Here is a 23,412-nt window from a genome sequence, read left to right on the forward strand (position 1 = left end):
AAATTTCTCAGGAATACCGAAAACGTTTTACACAATAGGTAGGGGCAAAGCCCAGCACTCCGTACTTATTCCTCGTTTATATCCGTAGCCGTTCCTTTAATTGATGATTGGGTTCTGGCCTGTTTGTAAGCGGATGGGGATTCCCCTACATATTTCTTGAACTTACCGTGGAAGTAGTCCACATTAGCATATCCCACTCTCGCCGCGACCTGATGGACCTTCAGTCCTTCGTCCAGCAATTCCTTGGCCTTTTCCATACGAACCTTGTCCAGAAATGCATTGAAATATTCTCCAGTATGATTCTTGAACAACTTACCCAAGTAACTGCTGTTATAGTTAAACACTTCTGCCAGCACTTCGAGTTTGAGATTTTCGCCAGGGTTACGCTGGATAAATTCAATCATCTGTTTCAATACAGTATCCTTGCTTCCCCCACCCATACGTTGAATAAGTCGATTCAAATGTTCCGATGCCATGACTTTGAGATCAGACATCGTAAATTGATGATAGACTTCATTAATCAGAACCGAATGTTCCTGCATAATGGAGTGCATATGTTGATTCGTCGCTGCAAGTTTGTTGAAAGCCAGGGAAAATACCTGTGAGAACGCCGTCTTAATCGCTTGCTCTGTTCGGTGATATGGAACCAGGCGCTCTTCCATCTCACCCAGCACCCGCATAACGGACTCACTACTGCGGATGTCTAACGCATAATACAGCTTGTCCGCGAGTTCGTCCTCAACTGGCTCATGTGCTCCGTCCACAGCTTCAACTTCTGGTTTAACAACGCTTTGGCCTTCGCTGCCTTCAGTCCACAGAATGATGCGTTGCTCCGTGAACAAGAAGCGTTCCCCGAGTAAACAATTTGCCTGCGTGTATGACTGCGCAATTTCAGAAGTGGAATGTACGGGTTCTCCTGCAGCACCATACATGTGAACCTCCCATTCTCCCAGCAGTCCTTCCAGCTCATCATACAGATTTCTTGCAGATGACTCGGATGTGATTATTTCCTTACTTAACAGTCCCAGACCAGAATGGAACGAGAATACAATGCCTCGGTCTTTATGGTCAAATGCTTCAATCAGTTTGCGTTTCATAACACTTCCCCGTTGCAGGTCGGGGGTTACATGCATCTCAAGCAGCACAATCTGATAGTGAGGCCAATGCAGCCCCAGACTATCTTCTTCCATGCTGCCCGCACCCTCCAGACTGTCAAAGAGCAAAGCCTCGATCTGATGCTCCCTAAAGACGGTATCTTCACCAGCATGACGTGCCATTGTCTCCCGTTCACGGGTCAGGATTGTAGCAATACGCTCCAGTTCACCAATAATCTCTTCTTCATCCACCGGTTTGAGCAGATAACCATCCACACCAAAACTGATGGCTTTCTTGGCATAATCAAAATCTGCGTAACCACTTAATATCAAAAAGTGCGAATCCGGATGATTCCGGCGCACTTCTTCAATCACATCCAGCCCGGTCATACCGGGCATGCGAATATCAATAATCGTCAGATCAGGCTCCAATTCCTCAAACCGGGAGATGGCCTCACGCCCGCTGGCAGCTGTAGCGATAACCTGGAATCCGTATTTTTCCCACTCGATAATGGTTGTCAGTCCCTCACGTATGCTCGGTTCGTCATCCACCAAAAACACTTTATACATGTTGGTCCCCTCCTGCTGGCAAAGTGAAAGAAACCTCTGTTCCTTCCCCATATACACTCGTAATCTGTAACCCATATGGCTCCCCGTACGTCAAGGTTAAGCGTTGATGTACATTACGCATGCCGATCCGACTCTTCTCCTGTTCCTCCGGTCCACAGATAAACTGCATCACCTCAGCCAGTCGTTCTGGCGTTATGCCTGCACCATTGTCATCCACACGGATCTGCACAATGTTCTCTACTAAACGAATACTTATATGAACACGGACTGTGCCCTCTTTGTTCTCCAGACCATGGACAATCGCATTCTCAACCAGAGGTTGAATAATCAAAGGCGGAATGTACATCTTCTCCACCTCGGGATCGATATGGATCTGGAACGCAAGTCGGTCGCCGTAACGAAATTTCTGAATTTCCAAATAGGAACGTACCATTTCAAGTTCAGCCCGGAAGGTTGTTTTTCCACTGCCAATCTCCAGACTCTTGCGCATTAGCTTGCCCAACAGCCTGACGATGTTGGCAATCTCTGCTTCTCCCTTGATATGCGCCTTCATCCGAATGGACTCCAGTGCATTAAACAAGAAATGGGGATTGATCTGGCTCGCCATCATTTTCAATTTAATCTCTTTTTGGGCGATTTCCAATTGATTGTTCTGTTCGGTCGCTTCTACCACCTGCGTCATGAGTTCATTGATACTTTTCACCATATAGTTGAACTGTCGTGACAGTTGCCCAATCTCATCGTTTCCATCAATCCGTGAAGTCACGTTCAGGTCTCCTAATGCCAGCTTGTTGAGGTGTTTACTCAGCCGGAGCAATCGATTCGAAGTGAGGAACGAGATAATATATACGAATAATAGGGCGATCACCAGCACCAGTATAATAAAAATCATGCCAATCAAGCTGACGGTGTTGGCGTCTTTGACGATATTTTTGGTGGCAAAAACCGAAATCACCTTCAGGCTGTTCATACTCGATCCAGGGCCCAGCTCATCAATAACAATATTAGATGGTTCCCCTCGGAAATCCCCCTCTATGGTGCCTTTCGCCTGATTCTGCAGATCAACGCCAAAATCAAGCTCATCCAGCGTTTTACCCACCAGCTCGGTATTCTTGGCCGCAACCACATACCCCTGCTCGTCCGTAATCATCGTCTCAAACTGTTCCTGACGCAACAATCCATTCAGCTCATCCTGATTGATCACAATCATCAACACGCCCTCGGTCCGATACTCGGCAAAAGGTACTTTGCGCACCAGGCTGAGCTTGTGTACAGGATTATCTTCCTTGTCCGGAATGTAGAACCACCCGATGCTGGTTGTTTTCAGTGCCTGTTGGTACCAGTAGCTCTCTTCCGTCTGCTTGTCTACCGGGATGAATTCGAGGTTGTTGATCAATGTTGGGTTAGTTGAGTAAAAACGAATGCCTGCTATCTCACGGTACAAACGCCTGTACTCCTGAAAGTCTTTGTATGCAAGATACGCTGAGGTTAGCTCTACAACGCTCTTGTACCGTTTATTGACGATCTCCTTGAGATCCGCATTAAACATTAATAGATTGGATATATCGGTTGGTACACGAAGCATGGTTGCCGTCTGGCTCTTGATTTTGTCCACATTGATGATCGTCTGTCCTATCGCATTGTCCAGGGCTTGCTGGCGAAAATAACTGGTCACAGCAAGACCAACAATCAGGACCGGAATCATGACAACCAGTACATAGGAAATGAGCAATTTATGCTTTAATTTGAGATTATTAGTGGTTCGTATCAACCTTTTCAACATGTCTGCACCTTCCGTCATCTGTATAAGCGCTTACATATAAACAGCAGGATCAGGATGTTCTGTCCTCAGAATTAATCATACCACATAACCGTCAGAATTCGGATTGTCATTGCAATGGGTACTATATTGCCAGGCTGTAAGCCAACCTACCTCTAGTAGAAGAGGCCGCCATTAACATGGCGACCGGGCTTACCGAATTTTTTCTACTGACAGAAGTTTAGTGACTCCTAGATGGGCGAAATCCCTGTTGAAGTGTTGGAAAAGCAAAAAAAGGCACTCCCACGATTGGAAGTGCCTCTCAGTATCAGATTTACTCATATGTTATTAAGGACGAGGTGTACTTACCCCATTGAGGATCAGTTTAGGATGAATATCGGCGCTCAGCGAAGCGGAAACTGCACAATATTTTTCCTCAGCCATCTGGATGGCTTTCCAGATGCGATAATCCGGGATATCGCCATCGACTTTGAAGATCAGATCAATGGATGTGAAGCCTTTGGGCATCTCTTCACTGCGTGTGCCTTGCGCTTCAATCTCAATCGACTCAATTTTGTCCAGGAAAGCGTCCAGAATCATCGTAATATCGATTCCCATACAGCCCCCGAGACCCGCCAGCAACAATTCCATCGGGGTCGCACCCTTGCTGTCACCACCATAAGCAGCAGTGGCATCCATGCCAACGGCGTAGCCAGAGGGTCCTTCGGAAGTAAACGCGCGTTTGCCTTTCCATACGGTTGTTACATTCATGATGTTATCCTTCTTTCTTACAATAGTTTAAGTTCAAGCGAAAAAGGTTTGCACTTGCCACTCCGATGACAGAATAACCTTCCGATCGCTGTTATCCCCAGATTTTTTTGATTCCCTTCTTCAAGGGGAAAATCAGGGGATAAAGGCGCACGCTCCGCTTCTTCAGGTTTCTTCCGTCCTCTCCATTCTTGTGCAAAAAGTTTAGTTGAACTGATATCGTTCATGACCTTAAATACCCGCTCGGAGTACGTTCGTTCTTCCGATCGCTGTTATCTTCATCAAAATTCAGTAATCTGTTGCAAGAAACGACGGGTGCGTTCTTGCGTTGGATGTTCAAAAAAGGCTTGTGGACTTGCCTCTTCCACAATTGACCCGTCCGCCATAAAGACGATTTTGTTCGCCACATTACGGGCAAACTTCAATTCATGCGTCACGACCAGCATCGTCATACCTTCCTCTGCAAGCTCCTTCATGACGGAAAGCACTTCTCCGACCAATTCAGGATCAAGAGCTGAAGTTGGCTCATCAAACAGCATCACTTCCGGCTCCATTGCAAGTGCACGTGCAATGGCGACCCGCTGCTGTTGTCCACCAGACAATCGGGATGGATACGCATCCTGCTTGTCCGACAAGCCGACCCGATCCAGCAGAATCCGGCCGCGTTCAGCCGCTTCGTCACGTTTGATTTTTTTCACCGTAACAAGACCTTCCATCACATTACCCAGCACTGTCTTGTGCGGATACAGATTGAATTGCTGGAACACCATGCCGGTCTGGCGACGAATCTCCAATACCCTGGCACGCTGGACTCGCAGCGGATCTGCGCTGTTAACCACAATGCCGTTCACTTCAATCTGTCCTCCGGATAACTCTTCCAGTCCATTCAGGCAGCGCAGCAAGGTACTTTTGCCTGAACCACTTGGGCCGAGCAATACAACAATATCTTTGGCATCGACATGAAGATCGATGTTCGTAAGTACTTCATTTTTCTGAAAACGTTTGGTAAGTCCAGTTGTTGTAATCATCGGTTCTCTCCTCCCATCAGTAAGCCCGGGCCAACCGGCGCTCCACTTGTTCCAGAATGGCCGAGAAGCCGATACTCATGATCCAGTAGATCACACCAATCGCCAGATAAAATGGCATGTTCAATGCATATTGTGATACCAGCAGTTGTGCTGAACGCAACAACTCGGTAACACCAATCGCCGCCACAAGTGATGTTTCCTTCAACATGCCAATGAAGGTGTTCCCCATCGGCGGAATCGCAATGCGCACAGCCTGCGGAAAGATAATCCGTCTCATCGCTTGAGCCGGGGTCATTCCCGTTGCATATGCAGCTTCTGTCTGTCCTTTAGGCACAGCCTGAATGGCTCCACGGAACGTCTCCGACAGAAACGCACCTGCATTCAGACTCAGTCCCAGACACGCTGCGGTGAGCGATCCCAAGGTCACTCCATAATCGACCAATCCGTAATAAATAACGAATAATTGCACCAGCAGCGGGGTTCCCCGCATAATGGATACATAAAACCTTGCGATCAACCTAAGCCACATCGGTCCCTTCAGACGAGCAATCGCAACAAGCACCCCGATGATGAACGCAAAAAACATGGAGATCACAGTTACATACAGCGTATAATAAGCCCCCTTCAGAAAGAAGGGGATATTCTCAAATACCAGTTCCATGGGTCAAATCTTCCCTTCGCCTTGCAGGTTCATTATTGCGCAGGCTCTTCACCAAACCATTTTTTGAAAATGGTATTGTACGTGCCATCATCTTTCATGCCTTTGAGAGCATCATTCAGTGCTGCTACGAGTTCCGGATTGTCTTTGCGAACAGCAATACCTGCCTGGTCACTCTTAATAGCTTCACCTACAGCTTTGATTTTCAATCCGTTGGCATCCACAATCGGTTTCAGAGCGTACATATTGTTGATTGTTGCATCAATCCGCCCAGCATTCAGATCTTTGAGTGAAGAGATGACATCGTCATAGGTTTTGATCGTGAAGTCTCCCACTTTTGGCAACACTTCATTACGCAGATATGATTCATCATTTGTACCCAGACCTACGCCAATCGTTTTCCCTTTGAAATCTTCCAGCTTGGTAATATCGTTATTATCTTCTTTTACAATAATTTTAACTTGGTTCGTAATATACGGATCACTGAAATCCAGTACTTTCTTACGATCATCGGTAATCGTCATCTGGCTAATGATCGCATCCAGCTTCTTCGCTTGCAGACTTGGTGTTAGACCGGAGAACTCCTGAGATACAAATTCAACTTCAACCCCAAGACGCTTCGCAACTTCACGTGCAATATCAGCATCGTAGCCGTCCATTTCTTTCTTATCGTTCAGGAAGTTGTACGGTGCGTATGTGCCCATCATGCCCACTTTGATAACGCCAGCAGACTTGATTTGCTCCAGTTCATTGCTTGCCTGTGCACCATTTGTACTTCCATTGTCTGCTGCTTTACTTCCACAAGCACTAAGTACCAGCACGGTCATCAGCAGAATTGCTGTCAAAGACCAGCCTTTACGAGTTTTCGATCCATATGTGTTGTTCATTACGTTAACTTCCTCTCAGTCGTGTATTAATCTGGATGTACATTGGGTTACTTTATTGTGACTAAACCGCAGTTGTACCCATTATTCCCTGCTATTTGTTTAATCATGTGAATCTTATGTGCCTAGCAGTCCGTAAAACTCAAAGCTTGCTGCCTCAGCTGCCAGCGATGAAGCTGTCATGGCTGAGAACTTGCTGTGCAACTCATCGGAACCGAACAACCAGCGTGATATCATGCCTTCAATCATGCTTACCAATAGCGCTGCTCGAAGTGGAACATTCATGCCCTTAGGCAACATGCCGAGTTCGATGGCACGTTCCATATTGTGACGAAACGCAGTTTCCACAGCATTACGTGTCTCCTCGACCAGGCGTTGTACGGATTCTTCCGTCACAATGCCCTTGAGTAACAGTTCCATAAAATAACGATTCTGCGCGGCAAACATGAACAGGTCAGTGAACAGCCTTTCCGATGCTTTCACCATATCTTCTACCGATCCGGCATCCTTGCGGTACCCTTGTCCAATCGACTCAAGTAACTCCTCCTTGCCCGTTAAGACAATCTCTGAAGCAATGGCTTCTTTACTCTTGAAGTGCCAGTAGAATGTTCCTTGCGCCACACCAGCCTCGCGAACGATATCGGAAATTTTCGTCTGATGGTAGCCTTGGGTTGCAAAACGCTCCATCGCTATGCGTATTATTTGGTCCCGGCGTTCTTCACCGGGTTCCAAACCGTTAATTTTGGTCATTCATGTAACCCTCCCGATTGATCAGTCAGTCAGTTAATTTATATCCTATGGGATAACTAGGTTTTTGTCAATATAGTTTTAAACAAATGGTTACAAGCATAAGTTGAAGTTGAGTGCATTTGTGATCATAATAGGTGATAGCCTTGTTCAAATGAACAGGCATGGTCAAGCAGGACAGCCTGTGCTGTCACCTGCATTTCAAGGAGGAAGAGAATTGGACATTATATCATCCATTATTATGGGCATCATCGAAGGTTTGACTGAGTTTTTGCCCGTGTCCTCTACTGGACACATGATTCTGACTGCCCATTTGCTGGGTTTATCGGAGGACAACGAGTCAGTCAAAACGTTTGAGGTGGTTGTTCAACTCGGAGCTGTACTTGCTGTTGTTGTACTGTACTGGAACAAATTCATTGATATGTTCCGCTTCACCGGAAGGAGCAGACCTTACTCCCGCCGCCTCAATCTGGGACATATCTTCCTGGCGATGGTTCCTGCCGTAGTCATCGGACTTGTATTCCGCGACTGGATCAAAGCACATTTGTTTGGTCCGGAAACAGTGCTGTACAGCCTCGTTATAGGTGGTATATTGATGATCGTAGCCGAACGCTGGAGTCGGAAGAGTGGGCGGATTACTACCCATGATGTCGATGATATTTCCTACAAACAGGCATTCGCGGTGGGTATATTTCAGATCTTGGCGTTGTGGCCAGGCTTCTCCCGTTCCGGGTCAACGATCTCAGGCGGTCTCTTTGCAGGGGTAAGCCGTGTAGCCGCTGCGGAGTTCACATTCCTCGTGTCTGTGCCAATTATGATTGGTGCTACGGGATATGACCTGTACAAAAGTATCGATCACCTGAACGGCAGTGATTTCCCAATCTTCGCGATTGGATTCATCGCTGCTTTCATCGTCGCCATGCTTGCGATCAAGACGTTCCTGTCCATTTTGAAAAAATTGAGCCTGACCGTCTTTGCTGTGTATCGCTTTGTCTTGGCAGCCGTGTTCTTTATTATTTTGATGTAAGCATTACAATTCAAGTAATTAGACAGGCAAAATCAATGGCGGCCTCACGTTCCCTTGGGAAGCGAGGCCGCCATATTTTATATTGCTATACTTCCTTTACTTCATCTTTCTGTTGCTTCACGATTCTGTTACTGCTCCAGAGACAGGAACATCCGTAATTAGAAGAAGTCTGATTCTTCATTACTTCCTTCTTTAGTGGGTTGGATCATTGGTGATGCCGACTAGGTTTACTATGTATCATGGACAACCATATTTATGTTCACTTCTGAAAAGCAGTCTGGCTAGTACCACTCTTTTACTTGAAAGTTCCGGTGTTTCTTTCGACTCTTCAATCTCTCACGCAGATTATATCTATTCTCCTTTTGTTCCTGCAGCAATTGCTTCACCCCGATCATCAACAATCGGTATCTTCGGTCATCATTGTGACTTAATTGGTGCATTTCTTCAAAAATTTCATTCTTCATACGGATCTTGTTCACTCCAAATATTCAGTTTGTTCTCACAGTATACATGGGAGCACTGAACAAATTCTAAACAAGCGTTGTTTCTCAACTTCAGTTATTCAAATGCACATTTGAATGCACATCATGCGTGCTGGGATGAAGCAGAAAAACCCCTTCCTGTCGCAGGACAAGAAGAGGTCTCCTTAGCTAAATTAATTAGTCAAACTGCTGATGCCTTTGTACACTTAAACTTTGGATTCAAGCGTCTCCAGATACTCGGAGATTTGAGCAGGTGTTTTAGCCCATTTGCTATGCAGATGTGCGATTTTCTTGCCGTTCTGGAAGACGAGCAGGCTTGGAATGCCGCGTACACCATTCTCTTCAGCAAACGGCTGGAACTTTTCTGCATCCAGCGCATAGAAGGTTTTGTCCGTATGTTGGTCGATAACATCCCCGATAAAACGATCCAGGTTTTTGCAATCCGGACACCAGGTTGTATCAAATTTAATGACGGTAAAACCATCAGAGTTAATTGTATCCAAATATTGCTGTTCACTTTGAATTCTTTCCATATGTCTTCTCTCCCTTATATGTTCCTTTTTTGGCTGATCTTCATTGTACCTCGTATAGTTACAATTGAAAATAGGCTTAATGGAGTTAACGATGCTGCTTGTACAGATTAGCGGGACTGAGTTCTCGTATTTCCTGAGTTTCCGCAGCGGTGAGTTCAGGCGAATTCGAAGCAGCAATATTATGCAACAACTGTTCTCTTGAACTGGCACCAGGGACAACTGTTGCTACGGCAGGATGGGATAAAGCGTAGCGAATAGCTGTCTGAGCCATACTGCGTTGGTCCGTAACAAGACGACTTAGCCCTTGCCGAATGGTATATAGTTGCTCTGGCGTATAGTCCAGATAACCTTTGTCTGCCTTGGCAGATCCGGAATCGGCAAGCACACCGCTAGCTACTGGTCCACGGGCAATTACGCTGATCCCCTTTTGTTCCAATAAAGGCAGTACTTCTTCTTCCGCTCTGCGGTCAGCAATGCTGTACTGGTTCATCACACTGACGATGGCTGCCCTCTTTACATACTCCCGAATCACATTGGGACGAATGGAGGAAATTCCGTAATATCGGATAAGTCCTTCCTTCTTCAGTTCCTCAAACGCTTCGATCGTCTCTTCGATAGGGTCGTCCAAGGTCCCGCCATGCAGCTGATACAGATCGATGTAATCGATCTGCAGACGCTTCAGACTTTCATGTACAGCCTGCTTAATGTAGGCTTTGGACGGGTCCCATGACCAGCCCTCTTTGCCAGGCAGACGACGATTACCTACTTTGGTCGCCACAATGACTTGGTCCCGACGCCCTTTAATAGCTTGTCCTACAATCTCTTCATTACGCCCTTCGTCATACAGATCGGCTGTATCCAACAGATTGACCCCATGATCCAGAGCCTCATGAATCAGACCCATAGCGTGCTCCATTTCAGTTCCAAGTGACATACATCCCAGCCCAATCTCAGACACCATCAGTTCGGATGTACCCAGACGATTTTTGTTCATATGTGCATCTCCCTCCATACGTTCTGCAAGTATCCATTGTATCATTCTTGCTGGCAAAAATCGCATTACACACAAAAACAAGGGACTGCTTTTGATTGCACAAAAAAACCTGGAACGACTTCATCTCCAGGTTTCTCATGATCATCATTTAAATTCAATCGATAAACGAACTATCGCAATCTATTTCACTTCCACACGTGGTCTGGTTTTACTTGTTCCATTGGACGAATTGGAGTTTTTCATCATACCCGAGACAGTGCTAAACAGCTTATCTCTTGCTTGTTTGTTCCTCATCAGATAAGTCACACCTGCGCCGATAGCCGTCATGATAATTCCTCTTCTTTTAGACATGTGCTTCTCCTCCTTCAGGATAAATGTACATCGTGTCTTGTTTGACAATTACCCTGTGGGAGCAAAACGAAACGAAGTGCAGGCTTGATCGCAGAAAAAAAGATGACCTCCGAATTAAAATTCAGCGGTCATCTTCCAATCGTCCTGTTGAAACATCAACCGAACGAGATAAATCATACAAGCTTTCGTACAATCAAGACAGACGTCCATGTCCAATTAATCAGATGGCGTTGCCACATGGGTCATTTCTTCATGTTTGTAGGTAGAACCATCGGCGGTCAGATAAAAGTGTCCGATGGGATGCAGATCTTCATCCAATTCGTAGACAAGCGGAATGCCTGTCGGGATATTGAGCGCCATCACGTCTGCTTCGGACAATTGGTCCAGATGCATGACGAGTGAACGGAGCGTGTTCCCATGCGCAGAGATCAGCACTCTTTTGCCAGCAGACACCATCGGTTTAATCTCCGCATTCCAGTACTCCAGTACACGCTTCGATGTATCCATCAAGTTCTCCGTAAAAGGGATGGTGCATCCGAGCCGCTTGTACTTGTCCAGATCCTGCACATATCGGTCATCGGTTTCGTCCAGTGCCGGGGGAGATACGTTCACGGATCGTCTCCATTCCTTTACTTGTTCTTCCCCATACTTCAGAGCAGTCTGCTGTTTATTCAGTCCTTGCAGCGCACCATAATGGCGTTCATTCAGCTTCCAAGTCTTCGTAATGGGAATCCACATGAGGTCCATTTCATCCAGCGCAATATCGAGTGTTCGGATAGAACGTTTCAGCACGGATGCATAGGCGTAATCAAAATCAAATCCCTGTTCCTTCATGATCTTCCCTGCTTTACGTGCTTCTGCGTAACCATCCGTTGTCAGATCCACATCAGTCCATCCGGTAAAACGATTCTCTACATTCCACATGCTCTGTCCATGGCGAATCAAAACAACTCTGTACATAAACGTGAACCCTCCTTCCATGGAAACATTACCAGCAAGTCAAACTAATTAGCACAGTGAAACGTTCATCACATTAATAATATGGTGCCATCATCAAGTATACTACGACACCTGTAGAACTGACGTACAGCCAGATTGGCATCGTCCAACGTGCAATTTTGCGGTGTTTCTTCAATTGATTCGTCCAACCCCACACAAGTGTGAACAACGCCAATGGAACAATCAGGGCTGCCAGTATACTATGGGTAATCAGAATGAAGAAATAGATCGAACGAATGATGCCCTCGCCGCCGTATTTGGACGTCTCTGGTGAGAGGTAATGAAACGTCAGATAGGTCACGAGGAATAACAGTGTCGTTGAGAATGCAGCAAGTATAAATCGTTTGTGCAGCTTCACATTCCGCTTGATAATAGCAATAAGCGCTGCGAGCAGGAAGATGAAGGTAAAGCTGTTAAACACGGCATTAAACCGCGGCAACACCGTAATATCAAAGGTTACATCACCTTTGTAACCAATCGATGGTGCGAAGAACAATAATAAAATAATGACATTAGCGAGAATGGAAATCGTGATAATGATGCCTGCGAAATTTTTATTACTCGTCGGGGACTGAATGTTCGGCTCCCCTTTGTTATTTTTGCCCAATGCAAAATCCTCCTCATATCCTAACTTCTATGTTCTATATCATTATATCTCGCCAATTCCGGGCTGTTAAGTGACAACACTCTGAACAAAAACCGCTTCACTCCCCTATAAAATGCCCCTTTGCGGCTATTTTCACTCAAATCCAATCCGGCTCCCATTTACCGAATCCTTCATTTGTGGTATAATTAACGCAATTAATCACATACGCGTTGAAACTGGAGGAGCCTGTCACCAAGGGCCCCTCTTTGTCTTTTTCAGGCACAGAACGGCACTCTGCTAATGCCGTTCTGTGCCTTTTTGTCTGTTTGAAGCGGAGGATGGATCGCCCTTGGGTTGGTTAACCTATATACGCTACTACTGGAGGGAAGAACACCTATGGAATTTATTTTGGTTCTTGCACTTATTTTAATCTTTACCAAACTCGCTGGTGATCTATCCGTAAGATTGGGTCAGCCATCCGTTTTGGGGAAACTGATTGTCGGTGTCATCCTCGGACCTGCAATTCTCGGTTGGGTTCAGCAAAGTGATTTCGTGCATTATATGGCTGAGATCGGGGTATTGCTGTTAATGTTCATTGCCGGACTGGAAACCGATCTGGAGCAGTTAAAGAAAAACTGGAAGGCGGCCTTTGCCGTAGCAGTCGGCGGTATTATTTTGCCTTTTATCGGAGGATACGGTTCGGCCGTAGCCTTTGGTATGTCACAGACACATGCGCTGTTCTTTGGACTTTTATTCTGTGCCACTTCCGTCAGCATATCGGTTCAGACACTGAAAGATATGGATCAACTCAGCTCGCGTGAGGGTACAACAATCCTTGGGGCAGCTGTCGTAGATGATGTCCTGGTCGTTGTCATTCTTGCCGTTATGATGAGCTTGCTGGGTACTGGTGGAGGAGACACTTCGATCTCTTTGCTTATTGGTAAAAAGCTGTTGTTCTTTGTTATCATCATCGCTGCCAGCTGGTTCCTTGTTCCACGCATCATGAAGTGGATGGCACCACTGAAAGTTACCGAGACCGTCATTACTGCGGGATTGATTATTTGTTTTGGCTTCTCGTACTTTGCAGAGTGGATGGGTGTTGCTGGAATCATAGGTGCATTTGCCGCTGGTATCGCCATCTCCCAAACTAACTTCAAACATGAAGTCGAAACCAAACTGGAACCGATCGCCTACGGAATTTTTGTTCCAGTTTTCTTTGTCAGTATCGGCTTAAATGTCACCTTTGACGGTGTCGGTTCACAAATCTGGTTTATTGTCGTTATCAGTCTTATCGCCATTGTTACCAAACTTATCGGTGGTGGAGCTGGTGCACGACTGACCGGATTTAATATGTCATCTTCATTAGCCATTGGCTCAGGAATGATTTCAAGAGGTGAGGTTGCACTCATTATCGCTTCAACCGGACTTGCCTCCGGATTACTTGATCCAGAATACTTTACCAGCGTTGTAATCATGGTTATTGTTACTACACTGGTTACTCCGCCACTCCTCAAAATCACCTTTGCACGCAAAAAAGGGGAAAAGCAAGTCGAAAGAGGAATTGAAGATTCTCATTTAAGTGGGTAAGGTATTGAAATCATTCTGTATTTAAAGCACGCCGCTTTGTTCCATTCTCTCCTTCTATCTCGAAGGTTGGAAATGGTCAGAGCGGCTTTTTATATATTCACAAAGTTATCCGTCCGTAGCCGTTACTCATTCAAGTTCGCTAAACTCATAGAAAAACAAAAAAAGACCACCTTACACTCAAGAGGTCTTCCATCCTTGCCTGTTGTTACAACAGGCTGTCCCATTTTAAGTTAACACGCCAACATAAAAACCAATCGAGATAAAGACAACACACCAGACGAATGCACCAATGCCCGATACAACTACGTACCTGCCAATTGCCATCTTGCTAATCCCGGAGAAACAACACATTAGATGACGAATGCCTGGAATGAAGTAACCCAGGATGATGGACCAATACCCATATTTGAGGAACCACGACTCCACCCTGCTGAATCGTTTGGCATTAACGCCGACCCACTTGCCGTATTTTTCAACCAGCGGCCTGCCCGCTTTTTTGCCAATCATGTAGCTAAGCAGCCCTCCGGTAAATGCACCACCAAAACTGACGGCGATGGATACGGAGTAATTCAATACCGAGATGGAGGCGAGATAACCAACAAAAGTCATCATCACCTCATCCGGAATCGGCATGCCAATAACGCCAAGAGCCAGTAGTCCGTATATTGCGAAATAACCATATTGACCAATAAATTCTTTTGCAAATTCCATACTGACTCGCTCCTTATTTCGGTTCCACAATATCCTTCTCATGTGAGGCTAACACTTGTTTTAGAGACGGGAATCGGATTTGGCTCACCATGAGACCGGATAATACAATAATGACAAGATAGGCTACACCATGTGTGAAATAAGGACTCCAGAGTGCGAAAAAGGACATCAGACCTCCCGCAAATGTAATCGGCATTCCGACAAAACCACTGCTTGGTGTCTTCTGACAGTTATAACGGGCCAGACGCAAAGCACCGCAAATCGGAAACAATGCAGTCAGTGCCATCCCCAGCACACTCACTTCAATCATGGAGTTCAGGTACAGAATCAGCACGGGCGCTGTTCCGAATGAAACTACATCCGCAAGCGAGTCCAGGGACTTACCGAACTCACCCTCACAATGCAATTTACGAGCCGCATACCCGTCAAACAGATCAAAGAACATCGCTACCCATATCATCATTACAGCCAGGGCAAATTCACCATGAATAGCCATAATGATTGCCAACATGCCTGAACTCAGATTCCCCAAGGTTAAAATCGATGGTAAAGACTTCATAAGATTTGACTCCCTTTCGTACTAGGCTTTAGGAAAAACAATATAAAAACGGACTCCATCCGGTGTATTCTCCACTCCATAACTGCACCCATGCAGATCAAGAATCTGCTTCGCAATGGCCAGACCAAGCCCGGTCCCCCCCATTTTACGATTACGTGAGCGCTCTACCCGATAGAACCTCTCCCATATATACTGCCGCTCAGTTTCAGCTATCTGCTCGCCCTTGTTCTCAATGGAAATATGGACAAAACCTTCACGCCTGCTGATCTCAATAGTTATATCGGTATGTGGTATCGCATGACGTATAGCATTCATCATGATATTGAAAATAACTTGCTCCAGCTTGCTTCGGTCACCCTCAACCGTCTGTTCTGTTGTGGATACAAGCACCACATCCAATCCTTTGTCCTTCAGTTGCGGACCCAGACGGCCGGCGATATCTTCAATCATGTCTGCCAGCGCAACAGCATCCGTATTTAATTGAACCGCTGAGGATTCCAGTCGCACCAGATCCAGCATCTCTTCAACCATCGTTTCCATTTTGATCGCCTCATCGGCAATGATCTCAATGTAACGCTCCCGTTTGCTCTCACTCACGCCATCTTTCAGCCCTTCAGAATATCCCTTAATAATGCTGATTGGAGTCTTAAGTTCATGTGATGCATCGGCAAAAAACTTGCGCTGACGCTGTTCAATCTCCTGCTTCATTTCCATATCTGTACGCATCTGCGTGTTGGCCTGCCTCAGCTCTTCCAGTGTCTGACCCAAGGTTCCCGATAAGGCATTAAGGCTGTTAGACAGACTGCCGATCTCATCATTACGCCGGATGGGTGATTTCACCGTGAAATCCAGCGTAGACATTTTCTTGGCGACATGGTTCAACGCCAAGAGCGGCTTCGTAATAATTCGGGACAGGAGTAACGCCAGCAACAGAATCAATATAAATGCCCCTATGCCGAAATACGCATAGAACAAACGTGTTGCCTCATTCGCTTCCCTCATCTCCTGTAGAGAGGTGAGCGAAAAGATCAGTTGTTGCTCGGGTCCGGAACGATGCACTGGAGCAATGGTGATGACATTGCGAACACCGCTCCAGCTATCCATCCATTCTTCATTGAGCATTTTGCCATTCGCCAAGGCAAGTTGGTCTTCGGTAGATAATGGGAACCGGCTATCCAGTGCTTGCACCAGCAGTCCCTGCCTCTGACTCCACGTTGCCAGATTGGGAAGAACTACCTCGGTTAATACGCCTGACCATTCCTTTACCGGTTCAATTGATTCCTGAAAGCTTTCTGTTCCCCATGCGGCAGAAGAAGCATCCTGGATTTTGAATGGATAGACCATGGATTCGCTTGCCGGACCTTTCACCGTCAGTTCTTGCCCATATTTCAGATGGGATGTAATCCAGCCAGCATTCTCACTATTGATAAACAAGGACAAGGACACTTTCACTTGACTTCCATCCTCTTGAAGCAACGTAATGTGGAACGGGTCATTAACCAGTCTTCCGGTATTCGTCAGAATGACCAGATGTGATTGATTCTGACGCATGAACTTCCCGGTCTCCTTAGCCAGCTGTAAATCACTCCAATGTCCATTGGAATATTGCTGTTCGAACTTGGACAGCTTTTTCTTCATACTGCTGACCTTTTGATGCTGATAGAAGTCGGGGAACCAGACCAACTGGGCAAAAACCGTCGTCCCATATAGAAGAACCAGACATCCTGCCATGACCAGGAAAAGCTTCATCGTTACGCCATTTCTTCTCATGCTTCTGCCTCGAAACGGTATCCAGTGCCAATCACCGTCCGGATACACTTGGCTTCATCACCCAATTTGCTCCGCAGCTTCTTGATGTGGGTATCTACAACACGTGAGTCCCCTTCAAAATCAAATCCCCAGATCCGATTCAAAATGGCATCCCGGGACAACACAATGCCTGCATTACGTACCAGATAAAGCAACAGATCATACTCCTTTGGTGCAAGTTCCACTTCAATTCCGTCCTTCTCCAGACGTCTGGCCCATGGATCAAGGGTTACCTGTCCGAAGCGAATCACACCTTGCTCTCGTCCAAATGCACCTTCAACACGCTTCATTAATGTCTCTGCACGTGCAACCAGCACACGTGGACTAAACGGCTTGGTAACGTAATCGTCTACGCCCAGCTGAAATCCATGAATTTTATCGTCATCCTCGGACCGTGCAGTCAGCATGATAATAGGTACGGTGGATTGGGATCGAATATGCCCACATAACGTCCATCCATCCATTTCGGGCATCAAAACATCCAGAATAACCAGATCCACCTCATGCAGAGCCAACAGTCCCAGTGCCTGTACTCCATGTTCTGCTTCTATGACGTTCCATTGTTCTTTTATGAAATAATCGGCCACAATCTCACGAATGCGGCTTTCATCTTCCACCAGAAGCACTGTTCTGATCATGGCCGACTCTCCTTTTTAGATTTCTGATGATAACATACCTATTCCATGTGTCGTTCATGTGTCCACACATGTTTTGGAATGCTCCCATGATATATACGATTAATATAAGCCAAAAGTTACTAGTTTTTATAAAAATTCGCATAAAAAAGAAGCCATCAACGAGCAAGCTCCTGCTCATTGACAGCCACTTGAATGAAATCGAAGTGTGTTATCCAGAATTGATGCGCTACTGTGCGCTCCCTGGCAACACTTAACGTTGTTGCTCCAGACGGTGTGCCACATGAAGTGTCGGACCAACAAAACGGTTCAGCGGGAATCCGCCGGCAATCGCTTTGGTCACGAAGGCTTTACCTTCACGAACAGCCTCTTTCACTGAAAGACCACGAGCCAATCCTGCGGTAATCGCCGCAGACGTTGTGCAGCCCGCACCATGAGTATATCCGGAGCCGACAACATCGGCTTCAAACCATTCGTAGTTGGTTCCATCATAGAGTAGATCCATTGCTTTACCCGGGCTAATGACACCTCTGTCCTTGATCAGAACATGTTTCGAGCCATGGGCATGAATTGCTGCTGCCGCTGCTTCCATTTGTTCCTTGGAGCGAATAGGTCCGCTCTTCGCCAGTTGGGATGCTTCGAACAGATTAGGTGTAACCAGATCAGCACCTGGCAACAGGAATTCGATCATCGCTTCCGTATTTTCCGGTTGCAGTACTTCGTCTGTACCTTTGCAGACCATTACCGGATCGATAACGATCTGTGGCAGACCGCTGCGGCGAATATGTTTTGCTACCAGTTCAATAATATCTACAGAACCGAGCATACCTGTCTTCATTGCATCGAAACCGATGCCGTCCAGAACCGTGCGAAGCTGCGCTTCAACCACATTTAATTCAACAGGAAAGACCTGGTGATCCCATGTTTCGGGCTCCATTGCCACAACCGTAGTAAGTACGGTCATGCCATACACACCCAGCTCCTGAAAAGTTTTCAAATCAGCTTGAATACCTGCACCGCCGCTCGTGTCCGAACCAGCTATTGTTAATGTTTTTGGAATCGTCATGGTAGTTGCATTCTCCTTCGTGTCTCAGTTGACATTATCCTATCCCTTGTACGAGCGGATGTCAATGGCATCTGAAGCCATACAGAGCATGGTTTTCCGAATGATTCAGTTCACATCTTTTGTCTCCAGACGAACCATGGACATCGAAGCAATCCATATCCCTATTGCTCCAAGGGTCAGAGGAATAATAATAAGAGAATGAATGGAAACTTCCGACCCGTTGAATCCGGAGCAGACAATCGAAACCAGCAAAATGGACGAGACCATTGTAGTTGTAACAGAATGCTTACGCATACCGAAGAATAGGGGAATGAGTGCCATACACGCAGCCGATAAAGAACTTATACTGTACTTCACCAGAAGTCCCAATATATCCCGATTCGTCAGTGATTCAGGAATGAAGGAGTAGAATTGATTAACAATCAACAATAGTGAGCCCATGAACAGATCGTTAACCATAATCATCACAAATGTAAAACCAAACACGATAATCAATTTGGCAGCGATGATTTTATGACGCTGGATGGGATAGGTGAACATGACGTTCATCGTTTTATTTCTATACTCACTGATCACCAGCTTGGATAATAAAGCTCCTGCAAATATGATAAAGGTCGCTCTCACAAACGTATCAATAATCATAAAGGCGGTCTGGTAATCGGCATAGGCATAATCTTCTGCTCCCACATCCACGAATCCAATCATGATCAGGAAAAGAAGAATGGCTATGCTGGCAATACCTGCACCTGCAAAATTACGTGCAAAACGGTGCTTCCGCATCTCAAGTCTGATTAGTTTAAGCAACGTCTTCATCCCCTTTCACAAGCTTCATGAAGTGTTCTTCCAGGGAATGAGCCCGTTTGGATATCGATTCGATCTCAATGCCGTGTTGGATCAGCTTGGTGTTCAGTTCTGATGGAATAATTCCCGGATCATAGATGCGTAACGTTTGGTCGTCAACCAGTTTATAATTACTCAAACCAAGCTGGTGTTCAATGACATAGGTCGCTTTGCGGATATCCACCGCCTGTAACTCGATGTACTCATTTTGACTTCCACGAATGCTCTCCATCGATACTTCCTCCACCAAACGACCGCCGCGAATGACACCAACTGTGTCCGCAATCTGCTCTATCTCGCCAAGAATGTGACTGGAGACCAACAGGGTAATGCGATACTCATTACTAAGGCGCTTGAACAAATCTCGCATCTCCCGGATCCCTACAGGGTCCAATCCGTTGATCGGTTCATCCAGAATGAGCAGTTCAGGTGTGGTTATAAGTGCACGAGCCAGTCCCAGCCTCTGCTTCATGCCCAAGGAGAAGTCTTTGACCGGTTTCTTGCCCGTATCCTTCAGCCCTACCATTTCCATCGTGTTGTCGATGATCTTTTTGTTGTGAAACCCCATGTATTCACAGTGAAGCTCCAGATTCTCGCGAGCAGACAGCCTATCGTAAAAAAAAGGATATTCAATTATGCTGCCCATTCGCTTCAGCACTTCATAGGAGGTCGGCGTTAGCTTCTCCCCAAACAGTTCTATCTCCCCTGTGGTTGGTTTGACGAGATTGGTGAGCATCTTCATGATGGTTGTTTTACCAGCACCATTCGGACCGAGGAATCCATAGATCTCACCTTGCTTGATATTCATATTGACGTTGGATACAACCTCCACCCCTTCATATACTTTGGTCACATCTATTGTTCGTGCGATATAATTCATCGTCCTTGTTCTCCTTTACGTCCCCTGTCCGGGTTCCTATATCTATATTGTAAAGAGAAAAGTCTTCTTTTTTATTAATCAAATCTTACAAAAACCTTAAGTCTGACCGGACACGCCAACGCAGGGTCTACCAAGCCTTTAAGGTAACCGAGAATACAGTCCGTTGATGTGGCACACTATGCAAGTGAATACTTCCACCCATCCGCTCAACTAGCCGTTTCGTAATGGTCAGACCCAGGCCACTGCCTTGATAGAGTCGATTGCGGGAATCCTCCAGTGTATACATGCGTTCAAACACACGGCTATGCTCGCTCTCAGGAATCCCTTTTCCCTGGTCCCAGATCTGTAGCGTCACAGGTCCACCTATCGCATGATCAAGTGAAAGCCCCAGTACCTTACCCTCTGCTCCATATTTCATTCCATTGGTAATGAGATTATCCAGCACACGGTCCAATGCTTCTTCATTCGCTTGCACGAAGATATCACCCGCAGGTATCTCCAGCTCCACATGCAATCCCAGATTCGTCAACATTTCATAAAAGGAAAGCATCTTCAACCGGCATAATTCACTTATATTCACTCGACTAAGCACTAGCTCCGTGTCTCCAGATTCCAGCTTCGCCAGATCAAAAAAGGAATGGATCAAACGCAGCACTTCCTGCGCCTTATCTTGTATTTTCTCCGTCATAATATTCCGTTCCTGATCGGTCAATGATGGGCTGTGCAGCAAGGTCTCGCTATAACCCAGCACAACGGTGAGTGGCGTTTTCAGATCATGCGAAATGTTGGAGAGCATATTACGCATCTCCTTCTCCTGGTTTGCATACCCTGCTTTGGCGCGGTGCGCATGATCCAGCAGCTGGTTCATGTCTTTCAGAAGCTGACTGACTTGGTCATCACTATTGAATACAAGCAAACGCTCAAAGGTGCCTTGATCCAAAATAGCGGATATTTTCTGATGAATATAGGACAGGTGTTGGGTGCGTTTCCGGAATTTCAACCACAATACAATGAAGGCAATGGACAGAATACCCGTCGTGATGGCAAAAATCAGTGTCATCCCTGCTCCGCCTCCAGCTTATATCCGATGCCCCAGAGTGTCTTGATATACTGGGGATCCGAAGGGTCCGCCTCCAGTTTCTCACGCAGACGACGCATATGTACGTTAATGATATTTTCGTCTCCATAATAGTGATCGTTCCAGACGGAAGCGTAGATCTGAGCCTTGGTGAACACTTTGCCAGGATGGGTAACCAACAGCTTCAGAATTCCAAATTCCTTGGATGTCAGCTTGACGGGTGTACCTTCACGTTCCACCTCGTACGTCTCCATGTCAACTACGAGTCCTCCAATGTGAATACGTTGATCTTTAGCCACTTCAGCCACAGGGGGAGTAGTATAATTGGCGCGGCGAATCGCGGCTTTGATGCGGGCAGTCAGTTCGATTAACGAGAAAGGTTTGCTCAAGTAATCATCTGCACCGAAGCCCAGACCTAACGCTTTGTCCACCTCCCCATCCTTCGCAGACAGAATGAGCACAGGTACCAGACTGACTGCCCGAATGGTTTGCAGCACATCCATCCCACTTTTGCGGGGCAGCATCAGATCCAGAATAACCAGATCATACCCGGGTTGTGACTGGCTGAACTGACGTTCTGCCTCTAAGCCGTCATATGCATAAGTGACGTCGTAGCCCTCTTTTTCCAAGTACGGCCCGACCATCTCACTAATTGAACGATCATCTTCAACAAGCAACAAGCGGTGACTTAACACATGTTTCCCTCCAACATGAACAGTTTTCTTTATTACCTCACAGTTTGTTTGAATTGGCAATGACATACGAAAAAACCTGACAGGATCACCACTTTGACATCAAGTGTATTTCCTACCAGGTCTATGAGAGTTTATAGATGAATGCTGTGCGTCTAATCTCTGTATCCGTTCTCGCTGTGTATCCAGCACAGTCCAATGGTTCCTGCACCTGCATGGATACTCACCACAGGGATAAACGGCATGATTTCGGTCTTTAATCTAGGCAGCAGAGCTGCAATTTGTTTTTTGATTGTAACGGCTTCTTCCTGATTGTTCGCATGCATAATGCACACATGCTTTACTTTCTCCATATCCAGCTTAAGCATATCCAGCATGCGCTCTTTTGTCCGCTTGAACGTGCGAATTTTCTCATTCACAACCACTTTGCCCTCTTCAAATCGAAGCAGCAGATGGATCTTGAGCAGTTGACTGATGATCAGCTGTGTGCCCGACACCCGGCCACTGCGGTGAAGATGCTGAAGACTGGCCGGAATGAGGTAAAAGGACATGTTATCAATCATCTGTTCAATGTTTACTTTGATCTCGGCAGCTGAACATCCCTGCTTCTGCCATTCCAGTCCTTGCATAATCATCTCACGGTGAGGATAGGCACCTGCCTTCGAATCAATTGCGGTCACCGTCACTCCTGCAATCTCTGCAGCCTGCATGGACGTATGCAGCGTTCCGCTAAGCTCTGTAGAGCAATGAATCGTAATAATCTCATCGTACTTGTCTTTGAGCGACTCATACAGTTCAATGAATTCGCCAATGGGTGGCTGCGAACTGCTCGCACGTGAAGCCTCCGCAAGTTTCTCATAGAACATTTCAGATGTAATGTCATCGGTTTCCCGGTAACATTCCTCTCCAAATACGATGCGCAGCGGTACGATGTAGATATGATTTTGCTCCGCAAAAACGGGATCCAGTGTACTGGTACTATCGGTGACCCATGCAATTTTCTTCATGACATCCTTCTCTCTTGCCGGATTGTTCGTTCTGTATCCTCAATCGTCAAGCACAAGCCCGGCGGTTT

The 23,412-nt window shown here is 46.2% G+C and carries 25 protein-coding genes; 2 read left to right on the forward strand and 23 right to left on the reverse strand.

What is annotated here, in order from left to right; genetic code table 11:
- Positions 1-65: 65 nt before the first annotated feature.
- From NST38_RS26175 to NST38_RS26205, 7 genes are all read right to left on the reverse strand, one after another.
- Positions 66-1,664 carry a response regulator transcription factor gene (locus NST38_RS26175; RefSeq protein WP_341344154.1) on the reverse strand — a complete coding sequence of 533 codons (1,599 nt, stop codon included), beginning with the start codon at positions 1,662-1,664 and terminating at the stop codon, positions 66-68.
- On the reverse strand, positions 1,657-3,447 hold the full coding sequence (locus NST38_RS26180) for a sensor histidine kinase (protein ID WP_127546612.1): 1,791 nt from the start codon (positions 3,445-3,447) through the stop codon (positions 1,657-1,659). The genes NST38_RS26175 and NST38_RS26180 overlap by 8 nt, the downstream gene beginning before the upstream one ends.
- A 324-nt stretch (positions 3,448-3,771) precedes the next feature.
- Complete coding sequence (locus tag NST38_RS26185) at positions 3,772-4,194, reverse strand: OsmC family protein (RefSeq protein WP_036606882.1); 423 nt, start codon at positions 4,192-4,194, stop codon at positions 3,772-3,774.
- Positions 4,195-4,472: 278 nt separating this feature from the next.
- Positions 4,473-5,219 carry an amino acid ABC transporter ATP-binding protein gene (locus NST38_RS26190; protein WP_100529852.1) on the reverse strand — a complete coding sequence of 249 codons (747 nt, stop codon included), beginning with the start codon at positions 5,217-5,219 and terminating at the stop codon, positions 4,473-4,475.
- A gap of 16 nt (positions 5,220-5,235) precedes the next feature.
- Positions 5,236-5,880, reverse strand: coding sequence for an amino acid ABC transporter permease (locus NST38_RS26195; RefSeq protein WP_017692207.1), 645 nt, complete (start codon positions 5,878-5,880; stop codon positions 5,236-5,238).
- 32 nt (positions 5,881-5,912) lie between these two features.
- A complete protein-coding gene (locus NST38_RS26200) occupies positions 5,913-6,764 on the reverse strand; it encodes a substrate-binding periplasmic protein (protein ID WP_036606877.1) in 852 nt (283 codons plus the stop codon).
- Between the two features lie 114 nt (positions 6,765-6,878).
- Entirely contained in the window at positions 6,879-7,511 is a 633-nt protein-coding gene (locus NST38_RS26205) for a TetR/AcrR family transcriptional regulator (RefSeq protein WP_036668073.1), read from the reverse strand.
- Between the two features lie 214 nt (positions 7,512-7,725).
- Here NST38_RS26205 and bacA point away from each other — a divergent pair, with 214 nt between their 5' ends.
- Entirely contained in the window at positions 7,726-8,535 is an 810-nt protein-coding gene (gene bacA, locus NST38_RS26210) for an undecaprenyl-diphosphate phosphatase (protein ID WP_341344155.1), read from the forward strand.
- A 281-nt stretch (positions 8,536-8,816) separates the two neighbouring features.
- Here the strand turns inward: bacA and NST38_RS26215 are convergent, their stop codons facing one another.
- The 6 genes from NST38_RS26215 to NST38_RS26240 all read right to left on the reverse strand — a co-directional run bounded on the left by NST38_RS26215 (position 8,817) and on the right by NST38_RS26240 (position 12,501).
- Positions 8,817-8,999 (reverse strand): hypothetical protein, encoded by a 183-nt coding sequence (locus tag NST38_RS26215; RefSeq protein ID WP_036606873.1) that lies wholly within the window; start codon positions 8,997-8,999, stop codon positions 8,817-8,819.
- 224 nt (positions 9,000-9,223) lie between these two features.
- Positions 9,224-9,550: a thioredoxin family protein gene (locus NST38_RS26220; protein WP_017692202.1), complete on the reverse strand. Its 327-nt coding sequence runs from the start codon at positions 9,548-9,550 to the stop codon at positions 9,224-9,226.
- Positions 9,551-9,635: 85 nt separating this feature from the next.
- Positions 9,636-10,544: an aldo/keto reductase gene (locus NST38_RS26225; RefSeq protein ID WP_076253556.1), complete on the reverse strand. Its 909-nt coding sequence runs from the start codon at positions 10,542-10,544 to the stop codon at positions 9,636-9,638.
- A 180-nt stretch (positions 10,545-10,724) separates the two neighbouring features.
- Positions 10,725-10,895, reverse strand: a complete 171-nt coding sequence (locus NST38_RS26230; RefSeq protein ID WP_017692200.1) for a hypothetical protein — start codon at positions 10,893-10,895, stop codon at positions 10,725-10,727.
- 216 nt (positions 10,896-11,111) lie between these two features.
- On the reverse strand, positions 11,112-11,855 hold the full coding sequence (gene gpmA, locus NST38_RS26235; protein WP_341344156.1) for a 2,3-diphosphoglycerate-dependent phosphoglycerate mutase: 744 nt from the start codon (positions 11,853-11,855) through the stop codon (positions 11,112-11,114).
- A gap of 73 nt (positions 11,856-11,928) precedes the next feature.
- Entirely contained in the window at positions 11,929-12,501 is a 573-nt protein-coding gene (locus tag NST38_RS26240) for a DUF420 domain-containing protein (protein WP_074096493.1), read from the reverse strand.
- A 375-nt stretch (positions 12,502-12,876) separates the two neighbouring features.
- Between NST38_RS26240 and NST38_RS26245 the strand changes: the two genes are divergently transcribed.
- Positions 12,877-14,067 carry a cation:proton antiporter gene (locus NST38_RS26245; RefSeq protein ID WP_076253554.1) on the forward strand — a complete coding sequence of 397 codons (1,191 nt, stop codon included), beginning with the start codon at positions 12,877-12,879 and terminating at the stop codon, positions 14,065-14,067.
- Between the two features lie 225 nt (positions 14,068-14,292).
- Here the strand turns inward: NST38_RS26245 and NST38_RS26250 are convergent, their stop codons facing one another.
- The 10 genes from NST38_RS26250 to NST38_RS26295 form a co-directional block, all read right to left on the reverse strand.
- Complete coding sequence (locus tag NST38_RS26250; RefSeq protein ID WP_036606861.1) at positions 14,293-14,778, reverse strand: DedA family protein; 486 nt, start codon at positions 14,776-14,778, stop codon at positions 14,293-14,295.
- A 13-nt stretch (positions 14,779-14,791) separates the two neighbouring features.
- Positions 14,792-15,337 (reverse strand): CDP-diacylglycerol--serine O-phosphatidyltransferase, encoded by a 546-nt coding sequence (gene pssA, locus NST38_RS26255; RefSeq protein WP_315370942.1) that lies wholly within the window; start codon positions 15,335-15,337, stop codon positions 14,792-14,794.
- Between the two features lie 21 nt (positions 15,338-15,358).
- Positions 15,359-17,107, reverse strand: a complete 1,749-nt coding sequence (locus NST38_RS26260) for a sensor histidine kinase (RefSeq protein ID WP_341344157.1) — start codon at positions 17,105-17,107, stop codon at positions 15,359-15,361.
- Complete coding sequence (locus tag NST38_RS26265) at positions 17,104-17,784, reverse strand: response regulator transcription factor (protein WP_341344158.1); 681 nt, start codon at positions 17,782-17,784, stop codon at positions 17,104-17,106. Before NST38_RS26265 ends, NST38_RS26260 begins: the two co-directional genes overlap by 4 nt.
- Before the next feature lie 250 nt (positions 17,785-18,034).
- Positions 18,035-18,847 (reverse strand): bifunctional hydroxymethylpyrimidine kinase/phosphomethylpyrimidine kinase, encoded by an 813-nt coding sequence (gene thiD, locus NST38_RS26270; protein ID WP_017692191.1) that lies wholly within the window; start codon positions 18,845-18,847, stop codon positions 18,035-18,037.
- Between the two features lie 105 nt (positions 18,848-18,952).
- Entirely contained in the window at positions 18,953-19,651 is a 699-nt protein-coding gene (locus NST38_RS26275; RefSeq protein ID WP_076319681.1) for an ABC transporter permease, read from the reverse strand.
- Positions 19,644-20,567: an ABC transporter ATP-binding protein gene (locus NST38_RS26280; protein WP_100529857.1), complete on the reverse strand. Its 924-nt coding sequence runs from the start codon at positions 20,565-20,567 to the stop codon at positions 19,644-19,646. The genes NST38_RS26275 and NST38_RS26280 overlap by 8 nt, the downstream gene beginning before the upstream one ends.
- Positions 20,568-20,694: 127 nt before the next feature.
- Positions 20,695-21,627 carry a sensor histidine kinase gene (locus NST38_RS26285; RefSeq protein ID WP_341344159.1) on the reverse strand — a complete coding sequence of 311 codons (933 nt, stop codon included), beginning with the start codon at positions 21,625-21,627 and terminating at the stop codon, positions 20,695-20,697.
- Positions 21,624-22,340, reverse strand: a complete 717-nt coding sequence (locus tag NST38_RS26290) for a response regulator transcription factor (protein WP_340028326.1) — start codon at positions 22,338-22,340, stop codon at positions 21,624-21,626. The genes NST38_RS26285 and NST38_RS26290 overlap by 4 nt, the downstream gene beginning before the upstream one ends.
- Before the next feature lie 152 nt (positions 22,341-22,492).
- Complete coding sequence (locus NST38_RS26295) at positions 22,493-23,344, reverse strand: DegV family protein (RefSeq protein WP_076212843.1); 852 nt, start codon at positions 23,342-23,344, stop codon at positions 22,493-22,495.
- Positions 23,345-23,412: the final 68 nt, after the last annotated feature.

It is taken from the genome of Paenibacillus sp. FSL H8-0104 (assembly GCF_038050215.1).
GTDB lineage: Bacteria > Bacillota > Bacilli > Paenibacillales > Paenibacillaceae > Paenibacillus > Paenibacillus amylolyticus.